This window comes from Rhodococcus sp. ENV425, from assembly GCF_002887785.1.
Lineage (GTDB): Bacteria > Actinomycetota > Actinomycetes > Mycobacteriales > Mycobacteriaceae > Rhodococcus > Rhodococcus aetherivorans.
The window spans coordinates 35,234-48,454 of record NZ_PCZU01000182.1 but is presented as its reverse complement, the minus strand read 5'-3'; the positions used below and the strand labels follow the sequence as shown (position 1 = coordinate 48,454).

At 71.4% G+C, this 13,221-nt stretch carries 8 protein-coding genes; 5 read left to right on the top strand and 3 right to left on the bottom strand.

The features are described 5' to 3' along the window. The coding region (locus CQZ88_RS15130) for an FAD-binding and (Fe-S)-binding domain-containing protein (RefSeq protein WP_258008612.1) at positions 1–1,952 on the bottom strand (1,952 nt) is incomplete at its 3' end. 72 nt (positions 1,953–2,024) lie between these two features. Beyond that, positions 2,025–2,792, bottom strand: coding sequence for a type I methionyl aminopeptidase (map, locus tag CQZ88_RS15125; RefSeq protein WP_006933310.1), 768 nt, complete (start codon positions 2,790–2,792; stop codon positions 2,025–2,027). Between the two features lie 39 nt (positions 2,793–2,831). On the opposite strand from map, the gene CQZ88_RS15120 reads away from it, so the two are divergent. The 5 genes from CQZ88_RS15120 (at position 2,832) to CQZ88_RS15100 (ending at position 11,520) form a co-directional block, all read left to right on the top strand. After that, complete coding sequence (locus CQZ88_RS15120; RefSeq protein WP_102799977.1) at positions 2,832–3,101, top strand: helix-turn-helix domain-containing protein; 270 nt, start codon at positions 2,832–2,834, stop codon at positions 3,099–3,101. Between the two features lie 108 nt (positions 3,102–3,209). Then, entirely contained in the window at positions 3,210–6,461 is a 3,252-nt protein-coding gene (locus tag CQZ88_RS15115) for an arabinosyltransferase domain-containing protein (RefSeq protein ID WP_029547034.1), read from the top strand. Between the two features lie 61 nt (positions 6,462–6,522). Then, positions 6,523–9,834 (top strand): arabinosyltransferase domain-containing protein, encoded by a 3,312-nt coding sequence (locus CQZ88_RS15110; RefSeq protein ID WP_050034384.1) that lies wholly within the window; start codon positions 6,523–6,525, stop codon positions 9,832–9,834. A 123-nt stretch (positions 9,835–9,957) separates the two neighbouring features. After that, a complete protein-coding gene (locus CQZ88_RS15105; protein WP_006933304.1) occupies positions 9,958–10,398 on the top strand; it encodes a hypothetical protein in 441 nt (146 codons plus the stop codon). 165 nt (positions 10,399–10,563) lie between these two features. Further along, positions 10,564–11,520 carry a hypothetical protein gene (locus tag CQZ88_RS15100; RefSeq protein ID WP_102799976.1) on the top strand — a complete coding sequence of 319 codons (957 nt, stop codon included), beginning with the start codon at positions 10,564–10,566 and terminating at the stop codon, positions 11,518–11,520. A gap of 96 nt (positions 11,521–11,616) precedes the next feature. Here the strand turns inward: CQZ88_RS15100 and CQZ88_RS15095 are convergent, their stop codons facing one another. Beyond that, positions 11,617–13,161, bottom strand: a complete 1,545-nt coding sequence (locus CQZ88_RS15095) for an acyl-CoA carboxylase subunit beta (protein WP_006941932.1) — start codon at positions 13,159–13,161, stop codon at positions 11,617–11,619. Positions 13,162–13,221 lie beyond the last annotated feature (60 nt).

Genomic DNA, 13,221 nt, shown 5'->3' with positions numbered 1-13,221 from the left:
TTCACCGCGCGCGGCGCCCGGCTCGCCAGCGCCGCCCAGCGCGGCAGCCGCCCGAGGGTGTAGTGCGTGACGGGCCGCACGCGGCCCTGGTAACTCTGGTGCAGCACTTCGGATTTGAAGGTGGCCATGTCCACACCGGTCGGGCAGTCGGAGGCGCAGCCCTTGCACGCCAGGCACAGTTCGAGCGCCTCGTGCACCTCCGGTGAGCGCCAGGATCCGGTGACGAGGGTGCCGTTGAGCATCTCCTGCAGGACCCGGGCCCGGCCGCGGGTGGAATCCTTCTCCTCCCGCGTCGCCAGGTACGACGGGCACATCACCCCACCGAGGCCGGCGGTGTCGGCGCGGCACTTGCCGACACCGGTGCAGCGGTGCACGGCCTGCGTGAAGTCGCCGCCGTCACCGGTGTACCGGAACGCCAGGCCGTCCTGGACCCGTTGCGCGGCCGGGACTCTGAGGTCCCGATCCGAGGGGACGGGATCGACGAGCACGCCGGGATTGAGCAGGCCCTCGGGGTCGAACACCGCCTTGACCGCCCCGAACAGCCGCAGCGCGGTCGGCGAGTACATCAGGGGCAGCAGTTCGCTGCGCGCCCGGCCGTCGCCGTGTTCGCCGGACATCGAGCCCCCGAACGAGGCCACGAGTTCACCTGCCGCGAAGAGGAATTCGCGGAATATCCCGGGTATCTCGAGCGGCACGTCGAGGCGGATGTGGATGCAGCCGTCGGCGAAGTGCCCGTACGGATAGCCGGTGACGCCGTAGCGGGTCAGCAGCGACTCGAACTCGCGCAGGTACTCCCCCACCCGCTCCGGCGGGACGGCGGCATCCTCCCAGCCGGAGTGGGCGGGCAACCCGGCGGGGCTGCGCCCGGACAGCCCGGCGCCGTCCTCCCGGATCCGCCACAGTTGCGCGGCCTTCCCCGGATCGGTCACGATCAGCGAATCCACCGCCGAGACGGCGTGTTCGAGAGACGACGCCCGGGCGAGCACCTCGCCGGCGTCGTCGCCGGACAGTTCGACGAACAGCCACGCCGCCCCGCGCGGCAGCGGCGGCACCGCCGCCGGGCCGCGCCGCGCACGCACCACGTCCACGATCCGCGAGTCGAGTCCCTCGCACGCGGTCGGGGTGAAGCCGAGCAGCGCGTGGGCGGCGTCGCCGGCCGTCGCGATGTCGGGGTAGCCGAGGGCCACCAGGACGCGCACCGCGGGATCGGCGACGAGCCGCACCGTCGCCTCGGTGACGACGCCGAGCGTGCCCTCGCTGCCGACGAGGAAGCGCAGGACGTCGAACCCGTTCTCCGGCAACAGGTGTTCGAGGGCGTAGCCGGACGCCTGCCGGCCGAACCGGCCGAACTCGGTGCGGATGGTGGCGAGGTGGTCGAGCACGAGGCGGCGCAGCGATTCCAGGACGGGGGCGTCGTCGGGCAGCGACAGGTGCCGGCCCGCGCCGGTGAGCACCTCGAGGCCGAGGACGTTGTCGGAGGTGCGACCGTAGCCGAGGGTGCGGGCACCGCAGGCGTTGTTGCCGATCATCCCGCCGACGGTGCAGCGGTTGTGGGTGGACGGGTCGGGCCCGAAGCGCAGTCCGTACGGGGCGGCCGCGCGCTGCAGTTCGGACTGGACGACGCCGGGCTGCACCGTCGCGGCGCGGGCCTCGGGGTCGATCTGCAGGACACGGCCGAGATGACGGCTGAAGTCGAGCACGACGCCGGGGCCGACGGCGTTGCCGGCGACGGACGTTCCGCCGCCGCGCGAGGTGAACGGAACGCCGTGCCGGCGGCACACCTCGAGCACGGTGGCGACCTCGTCGATCTCACGGGGCCGCACCACCGCCTGCGGGGGCACCCGGTAGAGGGAGGCGTCGGACGAGTACAGGGCCCGGGTGGTGGTGTCGTCGAGCACGTCGGAGATGCCCGCGCCACGCAGGGCCTCGCCGATCGCCGTCGCCCTGGCCATAGGCCGATGCTAGTGCCTACCGGGGTCGCTTCGTCGCGGGTCGGACCGGCGCACCCGCGGATCGATACGTCCTCAGCGCTGGGTGAGGACGACCGGTCCGTCCTCGGTGATCGCGACGGTGTGCTCGCAGTGCGCGGCCCGGCTGCCGTCGGCGGTGCGCAGCGTCCACCCGTCCGGGTCGTGCCGGTAGGCGTCGCCGCCCCCGGCGTGCAGCATCGGCTCGATGGCCAGCACCAGCCCGGGCCGCAGCCGCATCCCGCGCCCGGCCCGGCCCTCGTTGGGCACGTGCGGGTCCTCGTGCATGCGGCGGCCGATGCCGTGGCCACCGTGGTCGGCGAGCATGCCGTAGCCGCGGGAGCGGACGTAGCCGCCGATCGCCGCGCCGATGTCGCCGAGGCGGTTGCCCGGCACGGCCGCGGCGATGCCGCGCGCGAGGGCCTCCTCCGTCGCGGCGATCAGGGCGAGGGCCTCGCGGTCGGCGGCGCCGACGGTGAAGCTCACGGCGGCGTCCCCGCACCAGCCGTCGAGCACGGCCCCGCAGTCGATGCTCACCAGATCGCCGTCACGCAACCGGTAGCCGCCGGGAATGCCGTGGACGACGCCGTCGTCGACGCTCGCGCACACGACTCCGGGGAACGGCGACGGAGCCCACTCGGGGTGGTAGCCGAGGAACGGGGAGGTCGCGCCGGCGTCGCGGACGACCGCCGCGGCGACGTCGTCGAGTTCCTTCAGGGACACCCCGATCGCCGCGTGGGCCCGCACGGCCGCGAGCGCGTCCGCGACCACGGCGCCGGCGGCCCGCATCGCCTCGATCTCGCCGGGCGTCTTCAGTTCGACCATGTCGCCTCCCAATAGAAATACCGGTATTACTATACGGGCATGGTGCGCGAACCGCTGACCCCGGTCCAACTCGAACGCGGCCGGCGGCTCGGCGAACGTCTGCGCGCGGCGCGCGGCACCACCAGCATGGCAACGGTCGCCGGCGACGCCGGCATCTCCGTCGAGACGCTCCGGAAGATCGAGACCGGCCGCATCGCCACGCCCGCCTTCTTCACCGTCACCGCGCTCGCCCGGGTCCTCGGGCTCTCCCTCGACGACCTGGCCGGCGACCCGGCGGGCGACCCCGTCGAGCACGGGGCCGCCTCCTGACCGGAGGTGCTCACCCCCGGCACCACCCTCCCTCGCCTAGCATCGATCCTTGTGCCCGTCGATGTCCTTTCGCCCGAAACGCCCGCTTACGCCGATACGAAGGCCCGCGTGCGCACGGCCAGGATCGTCGCGACGGTCACCGGACTGCTCGGCATGGTGCTCGCCCTGGCCGTGCCGTTCCTGCCGGTCCGGCAGGAGGCCGCCACCGTCAGCTGGCCGCAGGGCACCGACCTGACCAACATCGAGGCGCCCCTCGTCTCCTACACCCCCCTCGAACTGCGGGCGAGTGTGCCGTGCTCGGCCTTCCCCCTGCTCGGCGACGACGGCGGCACCCTGGTGTCCACCGTGCCGCCGGGCGCCCCCGACGCCACCGAGAACGCCCTCGTGATCCGGACCGTCGCCGGCACCGACGGCGGCTCCGCCACCGTGGAGGTGGTGCTGCGCAACTCGGTGGTCGTGTCGGCACCGATCGACGACGAGCACCGGTGCACAGCCGTCACCGTCGCCACCAACGCCGACCGCACCGCCGCCGAGATCGTCGGCCTCGAGCAACACGACGACGGGCACCACGTCGCCATGCTCGACGGCGATCACCGGCCGCAGATGGTCGGGGTCTACTCCGATCTGCAGGGCTCGGTGGAGGCCCTCAACTCCGGCCCGAACGCCGAGCGGCTGTCCGTCCGCGCCGCCCTCGACTCGCGGTTCACCTCCACCCCGACGCTGGTCAAACTCGTCGCGATGGTCGCCTGCCTCCTTGCGACCCTGCTGTCACTCGTGGCGCTGCACCGGCTCGACGGCGTCGACAACCGCCGCGCCCGCCGGGTCCTGCCCGCCCACTGGTGGCGGTTCACCGCGGTGGACGCGGTCGTCGTCGGCACGCTGCTGCTGTGGCACGTCATCGGCGCCAACACCTCCGACGACGGCTACATCCTCACCATGGCCCGCGCCTCCGACGGCGCCGGCTACATGGCCAACTACTACCGATGGTTCGGCGTCCCCGAGGCCCCGTTCGGCTGGTACTACGACGTGCTCGTCCTGCTCGCGAAGGTCTCCACCGCCAGCGTGTGGATGCGGCTGCCCGCCCTGCTCGCCGCCGTCGCCTGCTGGATGGTCATCAGCCGCGAGGTCATCCCCCGGCTCGGAGTCGCCGTCCGCCGTAACCGCATCGCGCTGTGGACGGCGGGCCTGGTGTTCCTCGCCTTCTGGCTGCCCTACGACAACGGCCTGCGGCCCGAGCCCATCATCGCGCTCGGCGCCCTGCTCACCTGGTGCTCGATCGAACGCGCCGTCGCCACCGGCCGCATGCTGCCCGCCGCGATCGCCGTGCTGCTCGCCGCCTTCTCCCTCGCCGCGGGCCCCACCGGGCTCATCGCGGTCGCCGCGCTCGTCGCCGGAGCCCGGCCCGTCGTCGTCCGGCTGGCCGGTCGCCGCCGGCTCGTCGGGGTCCTCCCGCCCGTGGCTGCCATCCTCGCCGCGGGCACCGTCGTCCTCGTCGTCGTCTTCGCCGACCAGACCCTCGCCTCGGTGCTCGAGGCGACCCGGGTGCGTTCCGCCGTCGGACCCAACGTGCCCTGGTTCGACGAACGGCTGCGCTGGGACGCGCTGCTGACCGTCTCCCCCGACGGCTCCCTCAGCCGCCGCTTCGGCGTGTTCGTCATGCTGCTGTGCCTGGTGGTGTGCGTGATGCTGATCCTGCGCAAGGGCCGCATCCCCGGCACCGCCCTCGGTCCGTCGCGCCGCATCCTCGGCATCGTCTTCGCGTCGCTGCTGCTGATGATGCTCACCCCGACCAAGTGGACCCACCACTTCGGCGTGTACGCCGGACTGGCCGGGTCCGTCGCCGCGCTCGCCGCGGTCGGCGTCGGCGCCGTCGGCATCCGCTCCGCGCGCAACCGCGCCCTCTTCACCGCCGGGGTGCTGTTCGTGCTGGCGCTGGCGTTCACCGGCTCCAACGGCTGGTGGTACGTCTCCAGCTACGGGATCCCGTGGTGGGACAAGCCGCCGTCCATCTCCGGACGCGCCTTCTCCACCGCCCTGCTCGCGCTGGCTCTCGTCGCGCTGGCCGTCGCCGCGTGGTTCCACCTGCGCGAACCGTTCGCCACCCCGAAACCCGACCGCAACGGCCGGGTCAGGGCGATCGCCTCGGCGCCGCTGACCGTCGTCGCCGCGGGCGTCGTCCTGTTCGAGGTGCTCTCGCTCGTCAAGGGCGCGGTCGCGCAGTACCCGGCGTACTCGATCGCCCGGTCGAACGCGGCCGCCCTCACCGGCAGCAGCTGCGGCCTCGCCGACGACGTCCTCGTCGAGACCGACCCCAGCGCCACCGCGCTGGCCCCCCTAGACGGCGACGTCGCCGAGGCGCTCGGCGCCGGCGCCGCCGACGGCTTCACCCCGAACGGCGTCGCTCTCGACCTCACCGCCGACGAGGAGATCTCCACCACGGGCGGCGCCAACACCGTCGACACCGACGGGGGCGGCACCACCACCTCCACGGGCGCCGGCACCGGCGGCGGCCGCGGCGCCGCCGGCATCAACGACAGCACCGTCGCGCTGCCGTTCGGCCTGGACCCCGCCCGCACCCCCGTGCTCGGCAGCTACCGCACCGGGGCGCAGCAGGAAGCCGACCTCGAGTCCGGCTGGTACGCGCTGCCCGAACGCACCGACGCCACGCCGCTGCTGGTCGTCACCGCCGCCGGCCGCGTGCACTACGTCGACCCCGACGGCGTCCTCACCCCGGGCGCGGACGTGCTGCTCGAGTTCGGGCGAACCGGCGGCGATTCGAACGTCGAACCGCTGGCGCGCGTCGCGCCCGTCGACATCGGGCCGTCCCCGTCGTGGCGCAACCTGCGGGTGCCGAGCGACCGGATCCCCGCCGACGCCGACGCGGTCCGGCTGGTGGTGACGGACGGCAACCTGGCACCCGACCAGTGGGTGGCCGTCACCCCGCCGCGGATGCCGCGCCTCGAGACGTTGAACACCCTCGTCGGCTCCACGGCCCCGGTCCTGCTCGACTGGTCGGTGGGCCTGGCGTTCCCCTGCCAGCGTCCGTTCGATCACCGCTACGGCGTCGCCGAGGTCCCCGAGTACCGGATCCTGCCCGACCGGGTCGGCGCCGACTCCACCAACGGCTGGCAGGACGACATCGGCGGCGGCCCGCTCGGCTGGATACCGCTGCTGCTCACCGCCGAGACGATCCCCACCTATCTGAACCACGACTGGGACCGCGACTGGGGCTCGCTGGAGCGGTACACGCCCATCGACCCGGGCGCGACGACCGCGGAGATTGCCACCGAGAACGTCGTCCGCTGGGGCTGGTGGTCGCCCGGACCGATCCGCGACGGAGTGCCCGTAATGCGTGAATAGGGCCCTACGCGGTGGTAGGGACGGTGCGTCCACTCAGCTGCGCCCGATACCATCGACAATCGTGCCCGACGACGTGACCACAGTTCCCGCCCCCTCCGCAGCCGTTCCCCGGCCGCCGGTTGCCCGGGATCTGCGGGCGCAGTACCGCACCGCCCGGCTCGTCGCCGCGGTGGCGGGTCTGCTCGGTGTGCTCCTCGCCGTCGCGACCCCGTTCCTGCCCGTCAAGGTCACCGAGGCCACCGTCACGTGGCCGCAGAACGGCTCGACCGGGCCGGTCGAGGTGCCACTCATGTCGCAGGTGCCGCGGCAGCTGAGTGCGACGGTGCCGTGCACCGCCGTCGCCGGCATGCCCCCGGGCGGCGGCCTGCTCCTCGCGACCGCACCGGCCAGCGGTGAGGGCGCCGCGCTCAACGCGATGTTCGTGCGAGTGGGCGCCGAGAACGTCGACGTCCTCGACCGCAACGTCGTCGTGGCCACCGCCCCGCGCAGCGACGTCGAGTCCGCCGCGTGCACCGAGATCAGCATCTTCTCCGACGTCGACCGCACCACCGCGGAGTTCGTCGGCCTCAGCGACGAGAACGGCAACCCGCGCGCCGGTGAGCTGACCGGCGACCTGCGTCCCCTCGTCGTCGGCGTGTTCAGCGACCTCGACACCCCGGTTCCCGGCATGTCGGTGACCGTCGACGTCGACTCCCGGTTCTCGTCGTCGCCGACGCTGGTCAAGCTCCTCGCGATGATCCTGGCGACGCTGTCGACCGCTCTGGCGGTCGCCGCGCTCGCCAAGCTCGACGGCACCGACGGCCGCGGGCACCGCCGCTTCCTGCCGTCGCACTGGTGGAAGTTCACCGGCGTCGACGCCGTCGTCGTCGGCACCCTCGCCGGCTGGCACTTCTTCGGCGCGAACACCTCCGACGACGGCTACCTGCTGACCATGGCCCGGGTCTCCGAGCACTCCGGCTACATGGCCAACTACTTCCGCTGGTTCGGCGTCCCCGAGGCCCCGTTCGGCTGGTACTACGACGTCCTCGCCGCGTTCGCCGAGGTCTCCACCGCCAGCGTCTGGATGCGGCTGCCCGCCCTGCTCGCCGGCATCACCTGCTGGATGGTCATCAGCCGCGAGGTGGTGCCCCGCCTCGGCCGCGCCGTCCGGCACAACACCGTCGCCCTGTGGACCGGCGGCCTGGTGTTCCTGGCCTTCTGGCTGCCTTACAACAACGGCCTGCGCCCCGAGCCGATCGTCGCGCTCGGCGCGCTGCTGACCTGGTGCTCGATCGAACGGGCGATTGCCACCGGCCGCCTGTTGCCGGCCGCGACGGCGGTCATGATCGGCGCGTTCACCCTCGCCGCCGCCCCGACCGGCCTGATGTGTGTGGCCGCGCTGCTCGCCGGCATCCGGCCCATGACCCGCATCGTCGTCCGCCGCCACCGCGAGGTCGGGACGCTGCCGCTGCTCGCACCGATCGCCGCCGCGGGCACCCTCGTGCTCGTCGTCGTGTTCTCCGACCAGACCCTCGCCGCGGTGCTCGAGGCCACCCGCGTGCGCACCATCATCGGCCCGAACGAGGAGTGGTGGAACGACTTCCTCCGCTACTACTACCTGTTCGTGCAGACCGTCGACGGCTCGCTCGCGCGCCGGTTCGCGTTCCTCGTCATGCTGCTGTGCCTGTTCACGTCGCTGCTGGTGCTGCTGCGCCGCCGCCGCATCCCGGGCGTCGCGACGGGCCCGTCGTGGCGGCTGATCGGCATCGTCTTCGGCACGATCTTCTTCATGATGTTCAACCCCACGAAGTGGACCCACCACTTCGGGGCGTACGCGGGCATCGCGGGTTCCCTCGCCGCGCTCACCGCGGTCATCGTCTCCGCGAGCGCGCTGCGGTCGCGGCGCAACCGCACCATCTTCCTCGCCGGGCTGCTGTTCGTGCTGGCCGTGTCGTTCGCGGGTATCAACGGCTGGTGGTACGTGTCGAGCTACGGCATCCCGTGGTTCGACAAGACCGTCTCGCTGAGCGGCAACCAGTCCAGCTCGCTGTTCCTGCTCCTCTTCGGGCTCGCTCTCGGGCTCGTCGCGTGGCAGTACCTGCGTGAGGGCTACGCGCCGCCGCAGCCCAAGCCCACGACCCGCAAGGGCCGCCGGATCCGCAAGTTCGCGGCGGCGCCCCTGACCGTCGTCGCCGGAGCGATGGTGCTCTTCGAGGTGCTGTCGCTGCTCAAGGGCGCGGTGTCGCAGTACCCGGCGTACTCGCTCGCCCGGTCCAACGTCGGCGCGCTCGCCGGCCAGACGTGCGGCCTGGCGAACGACGTACTCGTCGAATCGGACCCGAACTCCGGGCGGCTCGCGCCCATCGTGGACCCGGACAACCCGCCGCTGAACGGCGACGCCCTCGCCGGCGCCGCCCCCGAGGGCTTCAGCCCCAACGGCATCCCGTCGGACCTCACCGCCGACTACGTGGAGGTCAAGCCCGGCCAGGGCAACACCGACAACCAGAGCGTCGGGCCGACGTTCGAGACCGGCGCCGGCGGCGGCACCACGGGCGGCACCGGCGCCCGCACCGTCAACGGCTCCGAGGCCAAGCTGCCCTTCGGCCTCGACCCGGCGGTCACCCCGGTGCTCGGCAGCTACCAGGAGGGTGTGCAGGAACCGGCGCTGCTCACGTCGAGCTGGTACGGGCTGCCCGAGCGCAGCGACGACGCGCCGCTCGTCGTCATCTCGGCGGCCGGCCGCATCTGGTCCGTCGACGACACCGGCGCCACCACCTACGGTCAGTCGCTGCTCGTCGAGTACGGCAGGCGCCTGCCCGACGGCACCGTGGAGCCGCAGGGCACCTACCTGCCGCGCGACATCGGGCCCGCACCGTCGTGGCGGAACCTGCGGATCCCGCTGTCCGAGCTCCCCGCCGACACCGACGCCGTCCGCATCGTCGCCAACGATCCCAACCTCACCGGCGACCAGTGGCTGGCGTTCACCCCGCCCCGCGTGCCGAAGCTCGACACGCTCAACACCGTGATCGGCTCGGAGCAGCCGGTGCTGCTCGACTGGGCGGTCGGACTGCAGTTCCCGTGCCAGCGCCCGTTCGACCACCGCTACGGCATCGCCGAGATGCCGGACTACCGCATCCTGCCGGACCGTCCGCTGGCCGTATCCTCCACCGACACTTGGCAATCCGCGGACAACGGCGGCCCCCTCGGCTTCACCGAAGCCCTCGCCCGCCCCGAGCAGATCCCCACGTACCTCGAGAACGACTGGGCCCGCGACTGGGGCTCGCTCGAGCGGTACGTGCGGTTCTACCCGAACGCCGTGCCGGCCGAGCCGCAGACCGAGGCGATCACGCGCTCCGGCCTGTGGAATCCGGGCACGCTGCGCGTATACGAGTAGGTCCGTCGGCGAGCCCCGTCCGCGTGCCACGCGTGCCTTCCGGCCGAATGTCACATAGGTTCGCTTCGATCGACCGAACGTGACATCCGGCCGGCGGGCACGGCCGGCAACGAAAGGACCTGAATGTCGAGGAAGTTCGCCGCCCGGACCACCGCCGTGGCCGCATCCGCTGTGGTCCTGGCGCTGCTGAACGCGCCGGCCGCATCGGCGCAGACCGTTCACGCGGCGACGTTGGGACCGGTCGTCGGATCGACCGGCGTGGGAACCGGATCCGCCGCTCCCACCGAGGCGCTCGTCCACGACTACGTGAATGTCTACACCAACGTCAACACGCCCGGCGTCACGCACTTCGGTGGGAGCGTCAAGTGCTTCTGCCTCGTCACGTGGGTGAACGAGGACACGGGCACGACGGGCGTGAACGAACTACCGGACTTCCCCGAGATCGGCGAGGAGCAGGTCCTCAGCGGTCGAGCCGAGACCGGCCCCGGACGGGTGCGGGCGACGGTGACCGTCCCGGACGGCACGACCTGGGTCTCGGCGTCGGGCAGCTGGGTCGTTCCCTGACCGACTCCCGCACGCAATACCCCCGCATGCGCCTTCACGTCTCCCGGCCGAATGTCACATACCGTCACTTACATTGAACTCATGTGACATTCGGCCACCACAAGGTTATCCACAGGCCGACGAGACGGTCTTTCGTAGGACACGATCCCCCTGCAGGCTGTAGCCATGAAACGGGGGACATGGGGAGACGATCCCGAAGAGCTGTTCGCACTGAGCACCAACGGCGTCATCCGGACGGCAACGCTGTTGAGGCACGGCGTCGCCGGCGGCACGATCGCCGGCCGATGCCGTAAGGGTGGTCCGTGGCAGCGCATCCTGCCGGGCGTGGTGGCGCTGCACAACGGGCCGCTGTCCGTGTTGCAGCGCAACACGGCCGCGCTGCTGTACGGCGGCGATTCGGCGCTGATCTCAGGTCATGCCGCGCTCGGGATACACGGCTACACCAACTCGGCGACGAAAAGTGAGGTGCTGCTACTCATTCCGCATACCCAGCATCGACGCAACTTCTCGTTCGTCGCCGTCGAGCGGAGCTGGCGGATACCCGAACCCATCATCAAAGGCACGCTGAGAATTGCTCCGGTGGACCGCTGTCTGCTCGATGCGGCACGCAGAATGTCGCAGCTCGATCCGTGCCGTGCCCTGCTGGCGTCGGGGATTCAGCGCGGAGACGTGACCGTCGACGACCTGGCACACGAACTGCGCGCCGGCAGCTGCCGCGGTAGCGCCGTGCCGCGCACCGTAGTTCGAGAGCTCTCGCACGACGCGCATTCCGTGGCCGAGATCGCAGCACAGAAGCTGTACGCGACGAGCGGGTTGCCACCCATGGCCCACAACGTCGACGTCGAGACCGACGACGGTACGTGGATCGCCCGCCCCGACGGGTGGCTCGATTCGGTCGCAGTGGCATGGGAGATCGATTCGCTGAAATACCACTTCTCACCGAAGGCGCACGAGACGACGCTCGTCCGACGGGCCGCGATGCAACGCAATGGCATCATCGTGGTGTCGCACCTACCGAGGCAGATCCGCGACGACCCGGCCACGGTGCTCGCGGACCTGGAGGCCGCCTACCACCAGGGCACACAGCGCCCACGTCCCCCGGTGCGGTCACGCGCGGACTGACCCCGGACACCGCTGTGGGCCGAATGTCACATGCATTCATTTCCATTGCATGCATGTGACATTCGGCCCACCCGAACAGAATTCGGGTGTCACGAACTAGAGCGGAAGCAGGTGGTGCTTGCGCGGGTTCTTGAACACCGTCTTGTCGCGCAGCAACGTCAGCGCCTTGCGGATCTCGAGGCGCGTGGTGTGCGGCTCGATCACCGCGTCGATGTAGCCGCGCTCGGCGGCGATGTACGGCGTGGCGATGTGCTCGTTGTAGAAGTTGATCAGCTGCTGGCGCACCGCGGGAGCGTTGTCACCGGCGGCCTCGATCTGGCGGCGACCGATCACCGCGACGGCACTCTCGGCACCCATCACCGCGATCCGGGCGGTGGGCCAGGCGAAGTTCACGTCGGCGCCGAGCTGCTTCGACCCCATCACCGCGTAGCCACCGCCGTAGGACTTGCGCACCACCACGGTCACCTTCGGTACCGACGCCTCGACGAACGAGAACAGGAACCGGCCGCCGCGCTTGATGACGCCGATCTTCTCCTGCTCCACACCCGGCAGGAAGCCCGGGGTGTCGACGACGAACACGAGCGGGATGTCGTACGCGTCGCACACCCGCACGAAGTGGGCGGCCTTGTCCGAGCTGGCGGCGTCGAGCGCCCCCGACAGGTACAGCGGCTGGTTGGCGACGACACCGACGGGCCGGCCGTCGACGCGGGCGAATCCGGTGATGATGTTCGGCGCGACCTGCGAGCGGATCTCGAAGAAGTCGCCGTCGTCGAAGATCTTGAGCAGGATGTCGTGCATGTCGTAGCCGGAGTTGTCGGCGTCGGGCATGAACGTGTCGAGCTCGAGATCGTCCTGCGTGATCTCCGGCTCGAGCCCCGGGTTGACGATCGGGGGCTTCTCCTGCGCGTTCGACGGCATGTAGCTCAGGTACTTGCGGGCCCACTCGAACGCGGCCTTCTCGTCCGGCGCGACGTGGTGCACGTTGCCGTACTCGGCCTGCTTGCGGGCGCTGCCGAGTTCCTCGAGGCTGACGTCCTCACCGGTGACGGACTTGATGACGTCCGGTCCGGTGACGAACATGTACGCCTCCTCGGTGGCGATGACCACGTCGGTGTTGATGGGGGCGTACACGGCGCCGCCGGCGCACTTGCCGAGGATGATCGACACCTGCGGGCACAGACCGGACAGCGGCTCGTGCCGCTTGCCCAGTTCGGCGTACCACGCCAGCGACGTCACGGCGTCCTGCACGCGGGCGCCGCCGGAGTCGTTGATGCCGACGACGGGGCAGCCGATCTTCAGCGCGAAGTCGAGGATCGCGGCGACCTTGCGGCCGAACATCTCGCCGACGCTGCCGCCGAACACGGTCTGGTCGTGCGAGAAGACCGCGACGGGCCGGCCCTCGACGGTGCCGTGACCGACGACGACACCGTCACCGTAGAGGGCGTCGTCGCGGCCGGGCGTCTTCATCAGCGCACCGATCTCGACGAAGCTGCCCGGGTCGAGCAGCATGTCGATGCGCTGCCGGGCACTGGGGATGCCCTTGGCGGCGCGCTTGGCGAGCGCGGCCTCCCCGGCCGGTTCCTTCGCGATCGCGAGATTCTTGCGCAGCTCGGCCAGCTTCCCGGCCGTCGTCGTGGTCACTACTCGATCAGCTCCTCGTGGCCTCGATGTCGGCCAGCTTGCGTGTCAGGTCGGCCCCCA